Below are 23419 nucleotides of genomic sequence, written 5' to 3' on the forward strand. Positions count from 1 at the left end.
TCAATAATTTACCAAGGTCAATATTTGGAAATTCCAAAAGATACCAAATGTTTTGGAAAAATCAAAAAAAATCCTCTTAATACCCATCTTTCCATCTATTCATAAATAAGGAAATAATCTGTTCTACTTGTTGTTTCATTACCTCTCTAGCCTGTTCCATCGGCAAGGATTCTAAGTTAATAGCTGGAATCCAAACGAGTGAACTAGACAGATAACTCTCCTCTTTTTTCCAGTTAATATCGGATGTTAAGAAAAAAATGTGGTTAAATTCGGCTTGCTGTAATTTCCTTTCCCAAATTTGTAATCCTTCGACCTTTTTTTCGTCATCCATTACATAATGAAACGTCGGAATTAATAAAATACGACCTTTAAATTTTTTTTCAATTTCCGTACTTAAAATGGATAGAAATTCACTCATAGATGATACTTGTTTCATTCGATCATCAAAGGAAATTGGAATAAGCGGCACTAACGCCGTATCCACATATTCTTTAGCTGTTATATATAATTCGACATCTGTTGCATTCCATTTCATACCGATTCACCACTCCCAATTTTTGTATAATCAACTCCTTTTTATTGTATCATCTTTTGTTTAAGTGGAATATCTTTACTATATATCCTTATTATTTACAAAAAACCAGTTTTTATCATTAGACTCCAATAATATTCCACAATGTTATTGAAACAAAGCGATACAATAAAAAAACCTTTCCGATAAACGGAAAGGCGTTCATTATCATTTTAAGTCAACTTTTAAAGAATGAAGTTTTTTCGTTAAACTCTTAAACGCTTCTTCATCATGCTGATCAAGTGCTTCATCAATCTTTTTAAGGAGGCGCTCCCTTTGGAAAGAGACGATACTGTTTTCTAAAAATTGTTCAACTAGCTGTTGATCTTTTTCATTAGCAATTTTGGATTTAGGCATATAAGGATTTTCTTCTAACACTGCCGCATATTGATGAGAGGAGTAGGCAGACTTAAAATTAAGTTGAATAAAAATTTCTTCATCACGGTTTAGTCGAATATCATGAAAAGATTTTTCAGCATCTGTAGTCATAATATTAGCTTTATAAAATCTAAATGGTACTTCATCGACACAATGAGTCGACATAATCAATCCACGCGGACAGTATTGGGCACTTTCAACAAAATGCACTTTCTTCATCAATTGATCATGACTCATCAAATAGTTTAAAATCCACACACATTCCCTACGCTTCAATTGATAATGATTTAAAAACCAGCGAATAAAATCCTTCTTCTCGTTCACAGAAACAGGGGCAGCCATCATGAATTCCCTCCTCTGTCTTGATATTTTTTTCATTTCGGCTTCGTATCTTCTCCCTAGTTCTCATGAAGTCTCTCTAAGATTTGTACATATTCATCATTAGCAGGATTGCTTTGAAGTAATGTAGTAAATACTTCTCTGGCTGTAGTACGGTCTCCTTCTTCTACTAAAAAGAAACCATAATCCTCTAAGAAATCTTCATTGTGCTTAAATGCATTATATGCTTTACTATAACTATTTAATGCCTTTTCATATTGTTCTAATTTTTGATAACTGACAGCTTCAATCCAATCAAATTGAGGGTCATCTTCACCGTATTTTCGCACTTCTTCCATACATTCAAGCGCATCTTCATACTTTTCTTGATGCATATACAATTTTAATAAAGTAAGAGTCGCTTCTAAATAACCTGGGTCAAGCGCTAACGCTTCTTTGAAGAATTCTTCCGCTTCTTCGTCTAATCCTTTTTTCAAAGCAAGCTTGCCGCCAAAGAAATACAGCTCTTTATTATACTCGTCTGCTCGAATTCCTTCTTTTACTGTCTTTAGTGCTTCGTCAACATTTTCAAGATGTTCATAAGCACGAGCTAAATATAAATACATCGAGTGATATTCACGATCTAGCTCCTTCAATTCGACAAATTTCTGGATGGCTGTTTGATACATTCCCGCTTGATAAGCAGTCAGCGCATACTCAAATAACGTATTAATTTCCAAATGATTTTCGAGTGCCTTCTCAAAGTATGGAAGTGCCTCTTCGAACTTTCCTGCCCCACTTAATGCTTCAGCAAGACGTTGATTTAGATTCACTCCACCAATTTCTTCCTCATGTTCTAATACCTTTATGTATGCTGAAATGGCTTCTTGATTTCTTCCTTGCTGATAATATAACTCTCCTAGGGCAAAATCAATAATACTCTCACTAGGCAGTAAGTCTTTTGCTTGAAGCAACTTTCTTTCACTTACTTCATCCATTCCCTGCAACTGATACAAATCTGCTTCCAAAAGAAGAGCACTTGGATACATCTCATCATCGGAGCTTATTTGTTCAAGCATTAGCATTGCCTCGTCTTCTTGATCACTGTCAATTAAAATCTCAGCAATCGAAATAAGCAATTCTCCTTCTCCTGGATATAATTGAAGCAAATGTTCATACAATCTCTTCGCTTCATCCAAGAACCCTAATTGAGAAATTTCTTCAGCTAATGATAATATATTCTCCGCTGATTCCATTGTTGTTATTCGATTTATATGTGAAGTTGCTTCGGTTAATTCCCCTTTTTTTAAAAGTTGTAACACTTTATCCACTGAACTCATACATATTTCCTTCCTTTATCGCTCATTAATCAAACCGTCCTTAGTTTATCACATACATATCGTTTATTTCCATTCTCGGTTGCTGGACTCCTTACGAGTACACACAACTTTTTGCTTTAGCTCATCTCTTGTGAAACCGCACTTTCGTACGCTGTTCAGCATCGCTTACTTAAAAAAAGGATTAAAATAACATTCTCCACCTAATACTCATTCTCCTTTTTCTATTAAAAGTGATTTTTTTTAAAATTTTCCAGTCAGATAAAGAAAACCCATCGTAAACATGTATTTTACAGTGGGTGTTAAAAATTAAGATTCTATCATTTATTATATAATCTTGTTGAATTTTGGCCTATTTTAACTAAGATTGCCGTACTATACAGTACATGCACTTACACTATCATGTAAAATCTCGGCAATATGTGATACGTTTTCTACATTTTTCGCTATTTGAACCATATTTTCAGCTTATTCTCGATTGGATGCACATACTTTTTGTGCTAGTTGTTATATCGTATATAGAAGCAGGCACATAAAAACCCCTCCCAATTGATTTCAGCAAATCAATTAGGAAGGGCATCTATAGCTATCCTACATGAAGGACGTGGCTCAACTCATACACCATCTTTAAATCAACTGTCCTAAATGCTCGAAAAACTCTGGATAAGATACATTAATTGCAGCAGGGTCATGCAATTCAATTTTCCCTTTAGCAATTAAACCAGCAACAGCAAGCATCATGCCGATTCGATGGTCACCATGACTCGTTACCTCTCCACCGTGAAGCGGTGTGCCGCCTTGAATAATTAAACCATCATCCGTCGGTTTCACATCCGCCCCTAATATCGATAACTCATGAGCAACTGTGTCAATACGATTCGTTTCTTTCACTTTCAATTCAGCTGCATCTTGTATAACGGTCGTACCTTCAGCTTGTGTTGCTAAAAGAGCGATAATAGGGATTTCATCAATTAAACGTGGGATTAACTCTCCACTTACCGTCGTGCCTTTAAGCTTCGAACTGCGAACGGTAATCGTACCGATTGGTTCACCTTTTGACGGAAGCTCTTCAACCGTAATATCCGCCCCCATCTTTTGCATAACTTCAATAATTCCTACTCGTGTCGGATTAAGTCCGACATTTTTCAACACTACTTCGCTATTTGGTGTAATAGCGGCAGCGACCATGAAGAAAGCAGCAGATGAAATATCTCCCGGCACATAAATTTCAGTACCTGTGAGCACTTGATTACCTTGCACTTTAATCTCTTGACCTTCTTTTACCACTTGTCCGCCAAATTGACGAATCATTCGCTCTGTATGGTCACGCGTTTCTTCTGGCTCAATAACGACCGTTTCTCCTTCAGCCTGCAAGCCTGCTAACAAAATAGCAGATTTTACTTGAGCACTAGCAACTGGAAGCTTATAGCGAATTGGTTTTAAACTTCCTCCACGAATGTGAAGCGGAGTGAATTCCCCATTATTTCTACCATCAATAACAGCGCCCATTTCTCGAAGCGGTTCAACAACTCGCTTCATTGTTCGCTTGGCAATCGAATGATCACCTGCTAATACAGCGGAGAAGTCTTGTCCAGCTAAAATCCCCATCATCAATCGTATTGTAGTTCCAGAATTACCAACGTCGAGAATTTCACTTGGTTCCGTTAATCCCTTAAACCCTTTTCCCATCACACGAACCTGCTTGCCCGTCTGTTCAATCGTAATCCCCATCTTTTGAAAACAAGCGATTGTACTTAAGCAGTCTGCACCAGGAAGAAAGTTTGTAACAATTGTTTCTCCATTAGCAAGGGCTCCAAACATAATGGAACGATGCGAGACAGATTTGTCGCCCGGAACGGCAATTTCTCCACGTAATGATTGTATGTCTGTTTGCAATATTTTTGTATTCACGCAATCACCCTTTACTTTTTAAAAATTACGCCAAAATCGTTTCATAAGTCGTATAGTTTCCAATAGCTTCTGCTGCTCTTAAACGATCCTCTTCGTTTTGGAAGCTAATAACGAGTACTCCATAAATCTCTTCTCGCGTCTCGATAATACGAATATTCGTAATACTAATCCCTTTTTGCGCTAATAAGCCAGTAATTTCTGATATACTACCTGGCGTATCTGGAATATCGACATATAAATCATAATAGGCAGGAATAGCGCCTTTTGCATGAATGGGCATATCATCACGAAATACCTTCGCCTCAGCGAAAAAGCGGTAAATCTCTTCGCTATCTCGATTCGATACAAGCTCTTTAATATTGGTCATTTCCGTTATCCAATCATCCATTAGATTTAACAGAACATCGCGGTTATGTAAAAGAATATCGCGCCACATTTCTGGACTGCTTGAAGCAATCCTTGTAATATCGCGAAAACCTCCAGCCGCTAATCGCGCAACAAGCTCATTTTCTTCGCTATATGTTTGCGCCTGCTTAACAAGTCCCGCGGCAACAATATGCGGAAAATGACTAATGACACCTGTTAACCAATCATGCGTATGAGGACTAACAACTAAAAAGTTCGCTTTTGTCCCTTTTAACCATTCCTTCAATTGATTAATTTCCTTCGTATGGTGGTCATCTGAAGGTGTTAATAAATAAAAAGCATTTTCAAATAAATGCGGTTTAGCCGCCCCAGCCCCACTTTTATGTGACCCTGCCATCGGATGACCGCCAATAAAAGTAATGCCTCGATTCATTAGATGCTTTGCCGCTTCAACGACGGTACTTTTTGTACTGCCCGCATCTGTTACAATCACATCATCTTTCAGCTTCATATCCGCTAATTGTATAACAATTTTTTCTGTTTGTTCAACCGGAACAGCAAGTAAGATTAAGTCCGCCTCAAGAACACCTTCTGCAATGGAATCAACAGAATCATCTACAATGCCTAGTAATTTAGCGAGCTGAATATTACTTTCATTCACATCGTAACCAACAATATGAACACTTTCATGAGCTTGACGAATAGCCATTGCTAACGACCCGCCGATTAGGCCAAGACCAATTATAAAAACCTTACCATTCACGTTGCTTCCCTCCGCTTTTTATACTGCCCGTTCAAATGCCCTTTGTTTAGAAATCCTGAACATTCGACGATAGTATAAATATCATGACGACTAGTGGCTCATCTACTCGAGAACCACTTCGTCGCTTTTTTCTATATATTTGGCTATATTGTAAAACATGATTAAGTTCGATTTACAAAATGATTTACAATAACCATCTATTAGACTTGGAGGCTTCCCTTAGTTATTTCTCTGAAGCGGCACGCAAAAACCCTTTAATAGCTTCAATCATACCTGCATTTTCTTCTTGAGAACCAACCGTTACACGCAAGCTAGTTGGGAAACCAAATGATTTACCAGAACGAGCAATAAAACCACGCTCAAGCAAATATTGGAAAACCTCATCCGCATCTTGTTTAAAATGTATGAAAATGAAATTTCCTTGTGAAGGATAATACGATAGATTTTCCTGTTCACAGAATTGGTAATACTGCTCCATACCTTTTCGATTTGCCACACGACACGTTTCGATAAATTCTTGGTCAGAAAGAGCCGCAACAGCCGCTATTTGCCCTAATGTATTAACATTGAATGGCTCACGTGCAGGCTCTAATCTTTGAATAATCTCTTCACAAGCAATTCCATACCCTACGCGAAGACTTGCCAAACCATAAGCTTTTGAAAAAGTACGTAGCACAATAATATTTTTATATGTATCATGCCAATGATTTGTTCGTGGATAATCCTCTGCCACAACATATTCAGAATATGCTTCGTCTAACACAACAAGTACATCTTCAGGTACTTGATCTAAGAAAGAACGCAGCTTTTGTTCTGGAATATACTTTCCTGTTGGATTGTTCGGTGTACATACCCAAACGACAGCCGTATTTTCATCAATAGCTGCAAGCATAGCATCTAAATCATGGTCGCCATCCGCATGAGGTACTTCACGCACTTCCGCCCCTTCAAGAGTTGCATTATGACGATACTGTGAGAATGTTCCTGTAGCAGCTACTGTATTTTTCCCCGGTCCAAGTAAGCTTCGTGAAATAATTTGGATATTTTCATCTGATCCATTTCCAAAAATAAGCTCTGTTTCTTTAACTCCAGTATGCTTAGCAACCTCTGAACGAAGCACGGTTGCATAGCCATCTGGATAAATAGCAAAAGATTTATTAAATTCTTGAATACTTTTCTTTACTTGTTCTGAACAACCAAAAGGGTTTTCATTGGAAGCTAATTTCACAATTTTTTTAAGTCCATATTGACGTTTTACTTCATCTGTTGATTTACCAGGTTGGTAAGGCTTTAAAGAAAGCACTGCCTTATTCCATTTCATTACGCTCACCTCTATAAATGAATTATTCCGCTAAATCTGGTCGCAACACTTTTGCACCAGCTTGATAAATATGTTGAATCTCTCGTTGAGATTTCGTCGTATTGACATGCAGCATTACTCGAATACAAGATGTTAAGGCCCCTTCGACTGCAATTTCAGCCATACAAGTAACGGGAACATATCTCCAGCCTTCTATATTTCGTAACGCCTTTGCTGGGAAGACAGAGCTAATGTCATCCGTTGCAGAAAAAAATACAGAAGCAACCATCTCAGGGTCAATATCATTTGCCGCAATCATCTCAGCCATTAATTCTTCAACCGCAGCCATTACTTCGGTTTCTGTATCATGTTCGACCGTCGTTGCACCTCTTATCCCTCTAATCACTATTTCTCCGTCCTCTCCTATTATCTTTCGATGAAATTCGCCATTTCATTTAATAGGTCTTCATCCGCCATTTCCGTTAATAACGGTGCACCAACCTGTTCTAAAAGAACGAATGTCGCTGAATTGGTAACAGATTTTTTATCCGTTTTCATGAGCTGTAATAACGGCTCAATCTTCAGATGCTTCGGAATCGTTGTTCGATACCCCAACGCTTGAACCCACTCCACAAAAGAATTGTAATCAAATACAAGCTGTTGCTTTTTCTGGCTTAGTTTAAGCGCGTATACCATCCCAATTAACACCGATTCACCATGTGTAAACTTACCATACCCCATCGAAGCCTCTACTGCATGCCCGAGAGTGTGTCCAAAATTCAAATAGGCACGTACGCCATTTTCTTTCTCATCTTCTTCCACAACCGCTGCTTTAATCTCAATTCCTCTTTTAATCATCTTGAAGAATTGTTCATCGGTAATCTTCGTCAAATCTTGAATATTTGTCATTAACCAATGATAGAATTCTCTATCTGCAATTAAGGAATGCTTAATCACTTCCGCAAAACCTGATCGTAATTCCTGCTCGGGTAATGTTGCAAGAAAGTTCAAATCATAAATGACTGCTTCCGGTTGAAAGAAAGCACCAATCATATTTTTACCAAGCGGATGATTAATCGCTACTTTCCCACCGACAGCACTATCATGAGCAAGCAATGTCGTTGGCACTTGAATAAACGGAATGCCTCTCATAAATGTAGCTGCAACAAAACCAGCAAGGTCACCGACAGCACCGCCTCCAAGAGCGATAATTAATGACTTTCGATTGAGTTGCTGTGATAGACAATAGCTTTGACATTCATAATACACATCAAATGTTTTCGCATATTCCCCTTGTGGGACAATATGTGTAAACACTTGTTTACCCGTAGCCGACAGCACTGCTTGAACAGCTTCTAAGTGAAGTGTTGCCACTTTTTCATCCGTAATAATTAAAATTTTATTGGCTTTCGATACATGACTCTCGATGAAGTGCGGCAATGTATCGATTGCTTGTTTCCCAATAAATACTGGGTATTGCTTAGAGGATGTTTTAACCGTAATCGATTCCATGAATTAAAACTCCTTCACTTCTTCTCGGTACGCTTTCAAATAATCTGCTAACTGATCAAAACGATCGGAAGGGAATTGATCTACAATCGCTACTGCTAATTCCCATGCAACGACAGCTTCAGCCACTACTGCTGCTGCTGGCACGGCACAGCTATCTGAACGTTCAACGCTTGCTTCAAATACTTCTTTCGTATCAATATCTACGCTTTTTAATGGCTTATATAGTGTTGGAATCGGCTTCATCACACCGCGGACAACAATTGGCATTCCTGTAGTCATTCCACCTTCAAAGCCGCCTAAACGGTTTGTTTTACGGTAGTAGCCTTTTTCCTTATCCCATGCAATTTCATCATGCACTTCACTGCCGAAGCGATGCGCTGCCTCAAAGCCTAAACCAATTTCGACACCTTTAAAGGCGTTAATCCCGACGATAGCTGCTGCAAGCTTTGCATCAAGTTTTCGATCATAATGCACATAGCTTCCAACACCTACAGGCATTCCTTCCACAATCACTTCGACAATTCCACCAATAGAATCGCCTTTTTTCTTCGCATCATCAATTGCATCCATCATTTGTTGTTCTACTTCCTTATCAAAACAACGAACAGGCGATGCTTCTGTTACTTCTTGCAATTGTTGAATACTTTCATAAGGTGCTGGATTTGCCTTGATGCCTCCAATTTCTACTACATGTGAAGCTACTTCAATTCCAAGCAAAGATAATAATTTTTTAGCAACCGCTCCCGCTGCTACCCGAACTGTTGTTTCACGAGCTGATGAACGTTCTAATACATTTCGTAAATCGCGATGACCATATTTAATTCCACCATTCAGATCGGCATGACCTGGTCGTGGACGAGTAATTTTTCGTTTAATTTCTTCGGCTTCTTCTTCTGTAAGTCCTTCACTGCCCATAATTTTTGTCCAATGCTTCCAGTCATCGTTTTCAACGACTAAAGCAATTGGTGATCCAAGCGTATAGCCATGTCTCACTCCAGACGAAATAAACGCTGTGTCCTTTTCAATTTGCATTCTGCGGCCACGGCCATGTCCTTTTTGGCGACGCGCCAATTGTTCATTAATATCAACATTTTCAATCGGCATTCCTGCCGGCAATCCTTCAATAATTGTCGTCAGTTGTGGACCGTGTGATTCCCCAGCTGTTAAATATCTCATTTGATTTGCCCCCTTTTAGCACTTTAAAGGATGTATGTATCAATATACCACAATTTTAAGAAAAGTGGGAATATGAAAGAAACAAAATGACTTTTTGTTTTACGTCCTTATATTATTTTACACGTTATCGACTTTTTTCGATATATTTTAATCACGAACTCTCCTATCTTTTACGGAATATTAAGTCAATTACCTCAAAATGAACTGCTTCTAGCTTACCCTTTCTACCGTTATTTAACAAAAAAGCTTTATTTAAACATCAGTGTTAATTGCTAACTCATTTGATTAACGCTATTGCTTTAATATAACGAGGGATAAAGCACGAGTACTAGAAGTCGATTAGCAGTTTATATATATGACATGTTGATTTGCAGGAGATCATACATGATTGTTTAACAATGCCTCCAACAAAAAGGGCCCTCCGTTTAAAACGGACAGCCCTTTTTCATTAAATCTTTTTATAAAAGAATGTATCAAGCGTTTCTAATTGATAGTTAATCGGATTAAAAATCTGCTCTGTACTTCCAACAAAAAACACGCCATCTTTCTTCAAAGCCGTACTAAATTTCTCATACAGCGTGTTCTTTGCTTCTTCTGTAAAATAAATAAGTACATTACGGCAAACGATTAAATCGTATCCCGCATCAAATCGGTCCGCAAGCAAATTATGTTTTTTAAACGTTACTGTTCGTTTAATTTCATCTGCTACTTTATAAAAGCCGCTTCCTTCTTGTGTAAAATATTTTTGCCTCATATTAGCAGGAACCTCTGCCAAGGAACGTTCAGGATACAAACCTAGCTTAGCTCGTGCAATCACATTTTCATCAATATCTGTCGCTAAAATATCAATTTGATGAAGCGGCATAAAGTTGGATAAAATCATTGCAATCGTATAAGGCTCTTCTCCTGTCGAACAAGCCGCGCTCCAAACTTTTAATTTCTTTGAAGAAGCTAAAAGTGAAGGCAGAATTTTCTTTTCTAATACTTCCCATCGTTTTTGATTTCGATAAAATTCAGATACATTAATCGTCATTCGATCTAAAAATTCATTCAATGCTTCACGATTAGACTGAATCACTCGAAAATATTCTTGAAACGACTTACATCCCTTTTTTTCGTAAAGAGAAGTAAGCCTTCGCTTCATCTGCCCTTCCTTATATAAGGAAAGATCAACTCCTGTTAGTTTTTTTATATTTTGAGTAAATTCTTCGTACCCTTGAGGCATCGCTCCGACCCCTTCATCTATTTTTATGTATACTATTCATTGTGTATATCGGCTTAAAGATACAAATCTTTACTAATTTAAATATAATCAAGTACCAAAAGACATAAAAAAACAGGTTTTTCGTTTAGAACGAAAAACCTGTTTGATTGCCATACATTGAATTAGTATACCCACTCGCTGATTAATTTAGAGTATTCTACTACTTCTTCTTCTTTGAAGAATAAACCAATTTCACGTACTGCGCTTTCTGGTGAATCAGAACCGTGAATAATGTTTTTACCAACAGTTGCTGCAAAATCACCACGGATTGTTGCTGGAGCAGCATCTTTAGGGTTTGTAGCACCCATCATTTGACGAGCTGTTGCGATAACGTTTTCACCTTCCCATACCATTGCAAATACTGGGCCTGATGTAATGAAATCAACTAGTTCGCCGAAGAAAGGACGCTCTTTATGCTCACCGTAATGTTGCTCAGCTAATTCTTGAGAAATTTGCATTAATTTAGCTCCTACAAGTTGGAAGCCTTTCTTTTCAAAACGAGAAACGATTTCTCCGATTAGATTACGTTGTACGCCGTCAGGCTTTACCATTAAAAATGTTCTTTCCATTATAGTCACTCCTACTATGTATCAAAATTATTTGCCTTTTTCAGGCAATCACCTAGAAATCTTATCATCATTTGTTAAGTTTCGCAACTCTAAGTATAAAAAACCTCTAGAACTTTCTTTTTCCAATGTTTTGCGCAATTTGAGACAGCGTTTTCCGAGCTTTATTAGAAGGTAACCCTTCTAATTCTCTAAAAGCCTTTTCCAAATATTGATCACTAATCCTTGTGGCTTGTTCGATGGCTCCGGATGCTTTAATAGCCTGAATAATTGCCCCCATATCTTCCTTCGACATTTCCTCATGCACCGTTTTGATGATTTCCTTTAAAGCAGGATTTTTCATCGCAATTAATACAGGTAATGTAATATTTCCTTGAAGCAAATCACTGCCTGCAGGTTTTCCAAGCTCTGCTTCTGAAGCGGTAAAATCTAAGATGTCATCCATGATTTGATAACTCATCCCGACATAATAACCGAATCTAAACAGCCTTCTTTGTATCCATTCATCGGCCCCTGTAGCAATAGCTCCTAATTGACAACTAGAGGCAATCAATAAGGCTGTTTTCCGTTTAATTCTTCTAAAATAAATCCGCCAATTTTGTTCGAAATTAAATTTGTCCTTAATTTGTTCAATTTCCCCTAGACATAGTTCAACCATAGTATTCGCTAAAATCTGATGTGCCCGTGGATTGTTAATCTCGCTCATCATTTCAAGTGCCCGCGCAAAAATATAATCACCCGTATACATAGCAACACGATTGTCCCATTTAGACTTAATCGTCGCAGATCCACGACGTAAATCGGCATCGTCGACAACATCGTCATGCACTAATGAAGCGGTATGAATCAACTCCAGCGTCGCTGCTACATGCTTTACAACATGGATATCATAATCGCCAAACCTTGCAGCTAGCAATACAAAAACAGGCCGGATTCGCTTCCCTCCCGATTGCAGCAAGTGAAGGGATGCCTCTGTCAAAACATTTGAATCGGCATGAATAGCAGCTTCCAATTCTTTTTCAACTAATTGTAAATCAGAATTTAAAAACGAATACTTCAATTTATATTTCATACATTCCACCCAGCTTTGTTCATTGCTAACATGCTCAATTTGGTTTAATCCCGAAATGAGTTGCCGCTACTCCGCCGGTATGAGCCTTATAACTCACTTGCTCAAAACCAGCTTGCTTGAACATGTTTTCAAGCTCTTTCATCCCTGGGAAATCTCGGGCTGATTCTTGCAACCATGAATATTCATTATAACTTTTAGCGAATATTTTCCCAAATACCGGCATAATAAAACGGAAATAAAAAGAGAACAATTGCTTGAAGCCAAATAAAGTTGGATGGGATGTTTCCAGACATACTCCCATACCTCCTGGCTTTAATACTCTATTCATTTCTTTTAAGACTTGCATATAATCCGGTACATTTCGAAGTCCAAACCCGATGGTCACGTAATCAAAACTATTGTCAGGAAACGGAAGATCCATCGCATTCCCATGCAATAATGTTACTTGATTAAGCTTACGATTTTGTACTTTTTCTTTACCGATTTTCAGCATATTTTTACTAAAATCTAAGCCATATACTTCCCCTGTTTCTCCAACCGCGTCAGCAAGTGCAATCGTCCAATCTGCTGTTCCGCAGCAAAGATCAAGCGCCTTAGCCCCTTTAGGAACCTTCATCTTATTCATTGTCACTTTTCGCCACTTAACATGTTGTTGAAAGCTAATGACTGAATTCATCGTGTCATAATTGTCATAAATTTTCTCAAATACATGATGAACTTTTTGCTCTTTAGACTGTTCCATCGCTCACCCTTCTTTCACATATGAATTTACTTTAAGCTCTGTAAACGATAACATGTCATCCATCCGCTGATGAAGTTCCACATTAGCTAAAGAAAGTTCACCTTTTGACTGTTTGACAGACTGTATCGCATACTCAATACAAGAATCCATCGTATTTTCCACTTGTGACATTTGTTCTTTAGAAAGTTCTATTTCCATTGCTATATGAGGGAATAAAATGAGACGTATCCCTTCTACAAGAAGAGATTGTCCTGTTTCCCGATACTGCTCTTTTTCTCGATACAATCGTTTTAATAACAGCAGATTCTCTGCTCCATTCATCCAAACAGGTTTTTGATAATATTCCGCTATTTTATAAATTAACGAAGATTCTACTGCCCGGAAGCTATTGAGCAAAGCAGGGATGTTATTTAGCGTATATTGATACAAAAGAATTTTATGATCATTGATTTTTTTGACAGCGCTCGATAGCGCACGAATCATATTAATATTTCCCACTTCCGCCAGCACCTGATAATACAGACCACTGTAATAATCCCCAGCAAGAACTGTTAATTGACGATTCTTAAGTAAACCCGGACTCTCCATTACATTTGTATTCGATACCTTTTCATGCGTATCTAGTGCAATTTGAACAAGCATCGTCGACAGCATATAATGATTCCGTTCATTGTCTGAAATCTCCAATTCGTTAAACAAGCCCCACAGTAACAGCAGCTTATCTTCATCAACAAATGGCTCTTCTATATATTTTTGTAAATAAGAATGATGGGCTTTTGTTTCGATTAATTGCCGTAATTCCTTTACATCATTTATTATGTTTAACAATTGAGATCACCCTGCATCCCCGAATGATAATTTTAAATGCATTCCCGCCTCTGCCCTAATAAGCCAGCAAGGAGTATTCTACTAAGTAAAGCGCACAGCCTATGAAAGGAAATCGTTCATCAGGTTCTTTACATAAAGGCCGACGCAAAAATTCATTACTCGTCTAATCTGTACATTTTGTATAAAACACACACCATTATACCATAAAAACAATCAGATGGAATGCCTCTATACTGTAATAACTAAACTTTCGTCACGAATCAAACGATAAAGTGAAACTTCCATCAGTGGGGGGTTTTCTCCATCCCCACTGATGGTTAGTTGAACCAATCGGACCTTTACGGGCAGTTGTTCCCCACCTATCTTCCTTGTTCACCCTGAATCTTGAGGTGGGGGTCTTACTGCCCGTTAAGAGTGGGATAAATGGTGTACAAGTACTCAGGATTAAATTATCCTTTTTTAGACTCACTCTCTACTTCGCCATAAGCTGTATAAATTTTAGCAGCCCCTCTAATTTTAATGGCTGAGGTATGCTCCGTAAATTGAGCAATCATCACTTCTCCAGAATCTAATTTTTCAGAATGATGAAATTTAGTATCCGTCCCTCTTGTTAACCCGATGACATTTACACTATCTTCTAATGCTTTAATAACTACAAATTCATTAATCGTTTTATTTTCCATACTTTTATCCTCTCCACTTTATCACTCTTTAATAAAGGCTAATACTTCCGTTCGCATTCGATAGTCTTCTGCAAATACTCCTCTTACAGCAGATGTAACCGTTTTCGAACCAGGCTTTTTCACCCCGCGCATTGTCATACACATATGTTCTGCTTCAATAACAACCATTGCGCCGTGCGGTTCAAGTTTATCCATAATCGAGTCAACAACTGTTGCTGTAATTCGCTCTTGAAGTTGCGGACGTCTGCACACCGCTTCTACAGCACGCGCTAATTTACTCAACCCTGTCACTCGTCCATTTCTCGGAATGTATGCAACATGGGCTTTTCCGTAAAAAGGAACTAAATGATGCTCACATACTGAGTAAAAAGGAATATCTTTCACAAGCACAAGTTCCTCATGATCTTCTCCAAAAACCGTTTCGAAACATTCTTTCGGATCTTGGTTTAAACCCGAGAAAATTTCTTCATACATTCGCGCTACTCGCTGTGGAGTATCAAGTAAACCTTCTCGCTCTGGATCTTCTCCAACTGCTTCCAAAATCATCTTCACTGCTTCTTCAATTTTGGCATGATTCACATTTGCCATTACTTTTCCTCCTAATACACCCATGAATTTTTTATATGATTAGCATTTATCAATTGGCTGCATAGAATTCCTTTCGACGTTGCTGACAAGTTTAAATCCATCGTATAAGTAACAACCTGTTCCTCTGGCTAAACAGAAGGTCCAAGGTAAGCTGTGTACTGCGTACGTAAATAGAAAATCCGAAGGTATCCCACAGATTATAAACGAAAACTAACAAATAGGTTTATACTTTCTTTTACACCATCTTTTATCTTATCATACATAGAAAAGCAAAAAAAGGGACCGCGTTCGCACGCGGTCCCTTTTCACGGTAAGCACCCGTATGTATAATTTTACTTCACAGCATCTTTCAGTGCCTTACCAGGTTTGAAAGCTGGCACTTTACTAGCTGCAATTTCAATTTCTTCACCCGTTTGTGGATTACGACCTTTACGAGCCGCACGTTCACGTACTTCAAAGTTTCCAAAACCGATTAGTTGAACTTTATCTCCATTTTTTAAAGCTTCTAAGATTGTATCAAAAACAGCATCAACAGCTTTTGTAGCATCTTTCTTAGAAATTTCAGTTGCTGCTACAACTTCATTAATTAGTTCTGTTTTGTTCATGCCATTCACCTCCTCCCAAAAAAGGATCTTTATAAAAAATCATTATTACAACGACATAATAGTGATTTGTTACCCATTCTAAATAGATTATATATTCCCTTAAAGCTCAAACTGCTTACTAGGGGATTTTTGGTTAAACTCCGTAAAAATTATTTATGCTAAATATTTAAAACTAGCCGAAATCGCTGTTATAACGCGTTTTCTGTATGTAGATTATCACAAATCCTATTTGCTTAGCAAGGAAATTCAAAAAATAATGGGAATCTTTTCATGAGTATAATCTTTTATGGGAAAAAAGAGTGAAAATCTGATTAAATTCACGTTTTTTCTACAATAAATGCACTTATCTTTTAAATATATCACTTTATAAATATATATTCGATTTCTAGATGACTTTTTTAATAAAAAGCTTCTGTTATATGGCGCTGTTGATTTATGGCTCCTTTGTGTAAGACCGTGCTATTAAATAAAGCAAGAAAAAAGACCATTCCCTAAGGAGTGGCCTAACACACTGTATAAAACGAAGTGAATGGACTATAAAATAATAGCAATTAAACCACCCGATCCTTCATTAATAATCCGTTCAAGGGTCTCTTTTAATTTATAACGGGCATTTTCAGGCATCATTGCCAGCTTTGCCTGAATTCCTTCGCGAACAATGGAGCTTAAGTTCCGACCAAAAATTTCAGAATTCCAAATGGACAATGGATTTTCTTCAAAATCCTGCATTAAATAACGAACTAACTCCTCACTCTGTTTCTCTGTACCGATAATTGGAGCAAACTCCGATTCGACATCTACTTTAATCATATGAATAGACGGTGCTACTGCCTTTAACCGTACACCAAACCGAGAACCTTGGCGAATAATTTCCGGCTCATCAAGACTCATATCATGCAATGAAGGGGCCGCTACCCCATAACCCGTATGCTTTACCATTTTAAGGGCTTCTGCGACTTGGTCATATTCTGCTTTCGCATGAGCAAATTCCTGCATTAAAGCTAGCAAATGATCTTTTCCTCTAATCTCAACTCCGACAATTTCCTTCAAAATATCATCGTATAATTCCTCTGGAGCATATAAATCAATTTCGGCTACTCCCTGCCCCATCTCAATTCCTGCTAAGGCCGCATGATCAATGAATTCAAATTCATTAAAATGGCCAACAACACGGTCTACATCGCGAAGTCTTTTAATATCCTTCACCGTTTCTTTAACGGCTTCTTGATAGCTTTCACGCAGCCAATGATTTTCATTTAAAACCATTACCCAGCTAGGCAAATTGACATTCACTTCGAGCACAGGAAATTCATATAATGCTTCACGTAAAACATTTAATACATCTGATTCACGCATGCTCTCGACGCTCATGGCAAGTACAGGAATATCATATTTTTCTTGAAGCGACTCTCTGAGTAAATCAGTGTCCGGATGATGTGGCTGTACAGAGTTGATAATCATAATAAATGGCTTACCAACTTCCTTCAGCTCCTCGATGACCCGTTCCTCTGCCTCTAAATAATCGCTACGTGGAATTTCACCAATCGTTCCATCTGTCGTTACAACAACACCTAGTGTAGAATGATCTTGAATAACTTTACGTGTGCCAATTTCCGCTGCCTCGTGAAATGGAATTGGCTCCTCATACCACGGCGTATGAATCATTCTTGGCCCATTCTCATCCTCATAACCTTTAGCCCCTGGTACGGTATATCCTACGCAATCGACAAGACGGATATTAACGTCAAGCCCCTCAGCAACATGAATAGAAGCAGCCTGATTCGGAACAAATTTTGGCTCTGTTGTCATAATCGTCTTTCCAGCTGCACTTTGAGGTAATTCATCCTGTGCTCTAGCACGATCTGCTTCTGTCGCTATATTAGGAAGGACGACAAGTTCCATAAACTTTTTAATAAATGTCGATTTTCCGGTCCTCACAGCTCCAACAATTCCTAAATAAATATCACCGCCTGTACGCTCAGCAATATCTTTAAAAATATCCACCTTTTCCAAGGTATCCCCTCCCGAAATTAGCGTTTTGGGATCTCATTTATCCACTTTCATTTATATTGGATAGTCCATATCTATGTTGTTGTCCTAAAAAATTATTCCGGTTATTTTGAACTTCTTCTCCCTTCCCCCTGCATGTATATAAGAATTGTTATTTTAATAGTTAAGAAGAATGAAAATAACCCTTCCCCTACAATATATTTTGCAGAAAAAAGGTTATGACAAATTTGTATGAAAAAATGTGAGCATATGTAGCAAAGAACGAAAGCGCAAACGACTTGATTAACCCCAACAGCTGTTTGCGAACCCAGAAAAATCAATTCGCTCTTTCACTTCAGCAGATGAGCAAACCAAGAGCTCAAGGACTAAGCTGCTTATGCTGGGTATCAAAACAATGATTCACAATTCAATAATTTTATACTCTCCTAAATGAGATTGGAACACAGTTTATACTTACTGTCTTAAGTATGATCAAACCGAAAGCTTGTCTACAGCTATTGTTCAAGAAATACCGGTTTTGTTCGTTCGTGATTTATCGTGTAAGCAAGAGAGTACGCTGGGACAAAATCACTTGTTTTCACTAAAATTTCACGAATGTCATCCCCTTGCTTAACCTCCCCTTCATACTGTTGTAATGCCTCATATAAATCAGGAGTATAATCGACATAAATCTCTCCTTCTCCATCAACAATAAGAGAAAGTTCTTTTTGTGAAAAGGGACTTGTCACAGTAGGTGCTTCTTTCAACCCTAACTTTTCATAATCTAACGTAAAAACGTGGTTCGCTAACCGTTCTTTAAACGGAGGATAACCATTTGCTTGTCGATATGCATTTAAGCGTAAAGTTAAGTCTTGTATTTTTTGAGCGACACGAACATCTAATAATTTCACAGTCGGGTCGTTTTCTACATTCACTAATACATATTGAAAAAAGCCACCAGACTCATAAGCATTTTCAGGAAACTCTGCCATATACTTTGGCGAAAGCTTTGAAAAATCTATCACATATTTATGATAAATCGGTGTTGTCGCATCTTTCGTGTCAATCGGCAAAATGCCCTGTTCAGCTTCTTGAAATTGATCAACTGCACTTTGGACCATGTCAATCTGTGCTTTATAAGGAACTTGATTTTTTAGTTTTTCTGCTTGAGGATATAAACATCCTCCTAAAAGAAAGGAAATACTAATTACTACTATCAATTGTACAAAAATTCTCATCCTCATCGCCTCGCAATCAACCAGTAGGTCCACTCACTACTACTACAAAAATAATAAAACCAGCTAAAAGCATACATGTATAAGCAATGACCGCTGCAAGTCCCTTCCAAATACCTTTTAATTTATAACGACTAACATAAATAAATAAAAGGGAAATAAACATAAAACCCATTCCAGCAAATGAAATCCACATTTTTTGCAATCCAGGCGTCATCCAAATACCACCCCTTTTCCTATTTTATTATACCATATACTGTAAAATAATTGGATAAATGAGTTATCTTCCTGTATGAAATAAACCAAAAATCAAAGTTTTATCCACCATCGCTTAGCAAAAAAAAAACAGAAGATATTTAAAATATCTTCTGTCATTTGACTAAATGCCCCATACCGAGGTCAAATTACTAGTTTATTATCGTTGCATTGTATGCATATAAACAAAAAGTGGTCTCCTCAAATGCCTATTTTCAGAAAATTCTTTTATTTATATACTAAAACAATGTATGACTATTGTTGTCTGCTGTCTAAAATATTAAATAATTCTTCCATCTCACTCGTTTTCATGCGTGTCATCAATTGATCAACAGCACCCTTTAGATCTTGTCCATTGAAAAGCACGCCATAAAGAGCTTCTGTAATCGGCATATTTACTTCATATTTCTTCGCTAGCTGATAAGCAGCTTTAGTCGTCCGGACACCTTCAACAACCATTCCCATATTGTCGAGCACATCTTGAAGATTTTGACCTTTTCCTAGCATGTTCCCCGCTCTCCAGTTACGCGAGTGAACGCTTGTACATGTCACAATTAAATCACCGATACCCGTCAGTCCAGAAAATGTCAAAGGGTTCGCTCCCATTGCCGTTCCAAGTCTTGAAATTTCAGCAAGACCACGCGTAATCAAAGCAGCCTTGGCATTATCTCCATAACCAAGTCCATCTGTAATCCCGGCAGCTAATGCAATAATATTTTTTAACGCTCCGCCAATCTCGACTCCAATCAAGTCAGGATTTGTATAGACCCGAAAATGGTGGTTCATAAATAAATCTTGTACTTTCTCAGCTGCTTTCATATTTTTCGAAGAAACGGTAACCGTTGTCGGATGTCGTAAGCTGACTTCTTCTGCATGACTTGGTCCGGAAAGTACAACGACATCTTTCAGCCAGGTTGGCGCAGCATTTTCTTCAATCATTTCAGAAATACGCAATAACGTATCCGGCTCAATCCCTTTACTCACATGTACAACTGTAAGCGGCTGTTTCGCCAAAACAGCAATGTTCCCCAGCACTTCACGATACGCCTTTGTTGGAACAGCCAAAATAATGGTCTCTATTCCCTCTAATGCTTCCTCTAAAGAAAAATAGCCTTTTATCGCTTCGGAAAGTTGGATACCTGGTAAATATTTTTCATTTATATGGAACTGATTAATTTCATCAATCTGCTTCTGATTATGTCCCCATAACCTAACTTCATGCTGATTATCAGCCAAAACCATAGCTAAAGCTGTCCCCCAACTTCCAGCCCCAATCACCGCAATACTTTCTTTCACTTTCACCATTGTAAGCATCGCCCTTTCTATTTTCTTTGGCGTCCAAAAATTCGAATCGGTGTGCCTTCAAAATCAAAGGCCTCACGAATCCGATTTTCTAAAAATCTCTCATAAGAGAAATGCAATAGTTCGGGATCATTGACAAATACAACAAATGTCGGTGGTTTAATGGCCACTTGAGTCGTGTAATAAATTTTCAAACGACTGCCATTATGTGTCGGTGTTGGATTCATAGCCACCGCGTCCATAATTACTTCATTTAACACATTCGTTTGAACACGGAGAGCATGATTTTCACTTGCTCGATCAATAATTGGCACTAATGTATGGGTTCTTTTTTTCGTTAATGCTGATAAATAAACAATCGGAGCATAATCCAAGAATAAGAAATGAGCACGAATATTTTCTTCAAACTCCTTCATCGTCTTCTCATCTTTTTCAATCGCATCCCATTTGTTCACAACAATAATGACAGCTCTTCCAGACTCATGCGCATAACCAGCGATTTTCTTATCTTGCTCACGAATCCCTTCCTCTGCATTTAATACAACAAGAACAACATCGGAGCGTTCAATCGCTCTTAATGCACGCAAAACGCTATATTTCTCCGTGCTTTCGTACACTTTCCCTTTTTTTCGCATCCCTGCTGTATCAATAATGACATATTCTTTCCCATTATATGTATAAGGAGAATCAATCGCATCCCGTGTCGTTCCTTCAATATCACTAACAATAACACGCTCTTCTCCTAACAAAGCATTTACAAGAGAAGATTTCCCGACATTTGGACGACCAATTAAACTGAATTTAATTACGTCTTCTCCGTATTCTTCTCCAGTATATTTCGGGAAATATTCCGCTACTTTATCAAGTAAATCCCCTAAACCTAAGCCGTGTGATCCAGAAATCGGATAAGGATCGCCAAAACCTAATGAATAGAAATCCCAAATTTGCTCTCGCATCTCTGGATTATCGACTTTATTCACTGCCAGCACGACAGGTTTTTTTGATTTATATAAAATCTTCGCTACTTCTTCATCAGCAGCTGTAACACCTTCACGCCCATTCGTCATAAAAATAATTACATCAGCTTCATCAATAGCAATTTCAGCCTGCTGACGAATTTGTTCGAGGAAAGGCTCGTCGCCAATATCAATTCCTCCTGTATCAATAATGTTAAAATCATATGTCAGCCACTCACCTGAACTGTAGATTCGATCCCTTGTAACACCTGGAATATCTTCTACAATCGAGACGCGCTCGCCAACAATTCTATTGAAAATTGTTGATTTTCCTACATTTGGACGACCAACAATTGCAACAACCGGTTTCGGCATTGCTTTTCACCCTTTCTCATCTGTATCTCTGTATAAAGCGAAACTGTATTCATTAGGAAACGCCCATTAAGTGTTAGTTGAATCAATCAGACCTTTACAAGCAGTTGTTCCTCAATCCCTCTTCGTCTTAACTAGGGACTGACTGCTTATTAATGGACAATCAAACGATGAAATTCATATATGTCTTGCAAATAACTTCTTTACATAACATCCTTAACTTCCATGGACTATATCCAATGAAAAAACGACTCAAAACGAAGACAGCTTGCCAATTGACAAGCCTACAAGCAGAAGCTAAAGAATAACTATATTTAAGTTTGTTCTATATCATCTAATTTAAGCCTTTTATCCACTAACTATCCTATAGTATCAAATTTTTCAATAATCAACAATGATTGTCTATCTAAAAGGCGAAGATGAACGGTTTTTCGTACCTTATCCTTGCTTTTCTTTTAATAAAAATCTATTTTGAGAATGTGTATATAACCATGTAGTTATATACTCTAAGCATACCCAAGCTAATTGGATAACTAATACGAAAGCAACACCGTCATGCCAAGCAAAGGAAAGAGCAGCGTAAGGAAAGGACTGGTACTGCAGTAAACCCGCAAAAAGACAATCACCAAATAACATGCCTAATACTAGAACAGCGATACGTAATTCCCACTCTTTTATGACTAATAACACTAAGTAATTGAGGAAAATACCTTGTAAATATATCGGTTTTATAATGACCCAAATTGGATCAAGCAGAACAAATAAATGAAAACTTGCATAAGCTAACGCCATAATAAAGCAACTGATTATGATCTCGATGGTTTTCCACAAATAAAGCCTGCGTATCGCTATACATAGAACAATAAACATATACAGTCCACTTAATTGAACAGTGAACGTGTATACGGTTAAATGATAGCGAGTTAACAAAAGGACGGCTAAAAGGTGAAATAATAAAGCAAATCGAAAAGGCACCGCTTTTGGAACAAAAAACATCACACATACCCAAACCATCCACATAATCCAATAAAAAAATAAACCATCCAACGGCGAGCACCTCCCTGCATACCATTATGGCTCGTTTTCCAATCGGATAAACCTTAAATCAAGCTAAATTCTATCCGTTATCTTTAAGGAATAAAAAAACAAGATTTAGTTATCTTACAAAGAGGAGGTGTTTTACGTGGGTAAAGATCGCCAAGAGAAAAAATTAAAACAAAGCCGCCGCGTTGAATCCGACCGTGATCAATCGCTGCACTATTCCGGTTCAACTAGTTTAGAAAGTCCAGAGGAATCCAGGAAAAGAAATGAACATTAATAGAATGTAGAG

Annotated in this window: 24 protein-coding genes; 1 reads left to right on the forward strand and 23 read right to left on the reverse strand. The window is 37.8% G+C overall.

Annotation, left to right across the window (positions count from 1 at the left end; translation table 11 throughout):
- Positions 1-76 precede the first annotated feature (76 nt).
- The 23 genes from ACE199_RS04885 to ACE199_RS04995 all read right to left on the reverse strand — a co-directional run bounded on the left by ACE199_RS04885 (position 77) and on the right by ACE199_RS04995 (position 23136).
- Positions 77-535 (reverse strand): YpiF family protein, encoded by a 459-nt coding sequence (locus tag ACE199_RS04885; protein WP_375348825.1) that lies wholly within the window; start codon positions 533-535, stop codon positions 77-79.
- Between the two features lie 204 nt (positions 536-739).
- Positions 740-1291: a ReoY family proteolytic degradation factor gene (locus ACE199_RS04890; RefSeq protein ID WP_119115626.1), complete on the reverse strand. Its 552-nt coding sequence runs from the start codon at positions 1289-1291 to the stop codon at positions 740-742.
- A gap of 56 nt (positions 1292-1347) precedes the next feature.
- A complete protein-coding gene (locus ACE199_RS04895) occupies positions 1348-2607 on the reverse strand; it encodes a tetratricopeptide repeat protein (protein WP_375348826.1) in 1260 nt (419 codons plus the stop codon).
- Between the two features lie 624 nt (positions 2608-3231).
- Complete coding sequence (gene aroA, locus ACE199_RS04900; protein WP_375348971.1) at positions 3232-4503, reverse strand: 3-phosphoshikimate 1-carboxyvinyltransferase; 1272 nt, start codon at positions 4501-4503, stop codon at positions 3232-3234.
- A gap of 37 nt (positions 4504-4540) precedes the next feature.
- The gene (locus tag ACE199_RS04905) at positions 4541-5644 is read right to left on the reverse strand and encodes a prephenate dehydrogenase (RefSeq protein ID WP_375348827.1); all 1104 of its coding nucleotides are present in this window, start codon (positions 5642-5644) and stop codon (positions 4541-4543) included.
- Positions 5645-5867: 223 nt separating this feature from the next.
- Positions 5868-6965 carry a histidinol-phosphate transaminase gene (gene hisC / locus ACE199_RS04910; protein WP_375348828.1) on the reverse strand — a complete coding sequence of 366 codons (1098 nt, stop codon included), beginning with the start codon at positions 6963-6965 and terminating at the stop codon, positions 5868-5870.
- Between the two features lie 22 nt (positions 6966-6987).
- A complete protein-coding gene (aroH, locus tag ACE199_RS04915; RefSeq protein WP_127761173.1) occupies positions 6988-7350 on the reverse strand; it encodes a chorismate mutase in 363 nt (120 codons plus the stop codon).
- A 20-nt stretch (positions 7351-7370) separates the two neighbouring features.
- Positions 7371-8456, reverse strand: coding sequence for a 3-dehydroquinate synthase (gene aroB, locus ACE199_RS04920; protein WP_127761174.1), 1086 nt, complete (start codon positions 8454-8456; stop codon positions 7371-7373).
- A gap of 3 nt (positions 8457-8459) precedes the next feature.
- Positions 8460-9632 (reverse strand): chorismate synthase, encoded by a 1173-nt coding sequence (gene aroC / locus ACE199_RS04925; RefSeq protein WP_375348829.1) that lies wholly within the window; start codon positions 9630-9632, stop codon positions 8460-8462.
- A 448-nt stretch (positions 9633-10080) separates the two neighbouring features.
- Positions 10081-10857 carry a CheR family methyltransferase gene (locus ACE199_RS04930; protein WP_375348830.1) on the reverse strand — a complete coding sequence of 259 codons (777 nt, stop codon included), beginning with the start codon at positions 10855-10857 and terminating at the stop codon, positions 10081-10083.
- Between the two features lie 161 nt (positions 10858-11018).
- Positions 11019-11465 (reverse strand): nucleoside-diphosphate kinase, encoded by a 447-nt coding sequence (ndk, locus tag ACE199_RS04935; protein WP_119115347.1) that lies wholly within the window; start codon positions 11463-11465, stop codon positions 11019-11021.
- A gap of 106 nt (positions 11466-11571) precedes the next feature.
- Entirely contained in the window at positions 11572-12534 is a 963-nt protein-coding gene (gene hepT, locus ACE199_RS04940) for a heptaprenyl diphosphate synthase component II (RefSeq protein ID WP_375348831.1), read from the reverse strand.
- A gap of 34 nt (positions 12535-12568) precedes the next feature.
- Positions 12569-13276: a demethylmenaquinone methyltransferase gene (locus ACE199_RS04945; RefSeq protein ID WP_375348832.1), complete on the reverse strand. Its 708-nt coding sequence runs from the start codon at positions 13274-13276 to the stop codon at positions 12569-12571.
- A 3-nt stretch (positions 13277-13279) separates the two neighbouring features.
- Positions 13280-14104: a heptaprenyl diphosphate synthase component 1 gene (locus ACE199_RS04950; protein WP_375348833.1), complete on the reverse strand. Its 825-nt coding sequence runs from the start codon at positions 14102-14104 to the stop codon at positions 13280-13282.
- Between the two features lie 449 nt (positions 14105-14553).
- Complete coding sequence (gene mtrB / locus ACE199_RS04955; protein WP_127761180.1) at positions 14554-14787, reverse strand: trp RNA-binding attenuation protein MtrB; 234 nt, start codon at positions 14785-14787, stop codon at positions 14554-14556.
- 21 nt (positions 14788-14808) lie between these two features.
- Positions 14809-15375, reverse strand: a complete 567-nt coding sequence (folE, locus tag ACE199_RS04960) for a GTP cyclohydrolase I FolE (protein WP_375348834.1) — start codon at positions 15373-15375, stop codon at positions 14809-14811.
- A gap of 332 nt (positions 15376-15707) precedes the next feature.
- Positions 15708-15980, reverse strand: a complete 273-nt coding sequence (locus ACE199_RS04965; protein ID WP_127761182.1) for an HU family DNA-binding protein — start codon at positions 15978-15980, stop codon at positions 15708-15710.
- Positions 15981-16514: 534 nt separating this feature from the next.
- Complete coding sequence (gene spoIVA, locus ACE199_RS04970) at positions 16515-17993, reverse strand: stage IV sporulation protein A (RefSeq protein ID WP_252290476.1); 1479 nt, start codon at positions 17991-17993, stop codon at positions 16515-16517.
- 491 nt (positions 17994-18484) lie between these two features.
- Positions 18485-19207 (reverse strand): hypothetical protein, encoded by a 723-nt coding sequence (locus ACE199_RS04975; protein WP_375348835.1) that lies wholly within the window; start codon positions 19205-19207, stop codon positions 18485-18487.
- Positions 19208-19223: 16 nt separating this feature from the next.
- Positions 19224-19421, reverse strand: coding sequence for a DUF2768 domain-containing protein (locus ACE199_RS04980; RefSeq protein ID WP_119115356.1), 198 nt, complete (start codon positions 19419-19421; stop codon positions 19224-19226).
- A gap of 293 nt (positions 19422-19714) precedes the next feature.
- The gene (locus ACE199_RS04985) at positions 19715-20764 is read right to left on the reverse strand and encodes an NAD(P)H-dependent glycerol-3-phosphate dehydrogenase (RefSeq protein ID WP_252290480.1); all 1050 of its coding nucleotides are present in this window, start codon (positions 20762-20764) and stop codon (positions 19715-19717) included.
- A 17-nt stretch (positions 20765-20781) separates the two neighbouring features.
- Positions 20782-22092 carry a ribosome biogenesis GTPase Der gene (gene der, locus ACE199_RS04990; protein ID WP_252290482.1) on the reverse strand — a complete coding sequence of 437 codons (1311 nt, stop codon included), beginning with the start codon at positions 22090-22092 and terminating at the stop codon, positions 20782-20784.
- 435 nt (positions 22093-22527) lie between these two features.
- Entirely contained in the window at positions 22528-23136 is a 609-nt protein-coding gene (locus ACE199_RS04995; protein ID WP_375348836.1) for a YphA family membrane protein, read from the reverse strand.
- A 136-nt stretch (positions 23137-23272) separates the two neighbouring features.
- Here ACE199_RS04995 and ACE199_RS05000 point away from each other — a divergent pair, with 136 nt between their 5' ends.
- On the forward strand, positions 23273-23407 hold the full coding sequence (locus ACE199_RS05000) for a YpzI family protein (protein ID WP_375348837.1): 135 nt from the start codon (positions 23273-23275) through the stop codon (positions 23405-23407).
- The last annotated feature ends 12 nt before the right edge of the window (positions 23408-23419 follow it).

The sequence above is a fragment of the Peribacillus sp. Hz7 genome (assembly GCF_042136355.1).
Classification (GTDB): Bacteria; Bacillota; Bacilli; order Bacillales; family DSM-1321; genus Peribacillus; species Peribacillus asahii_A.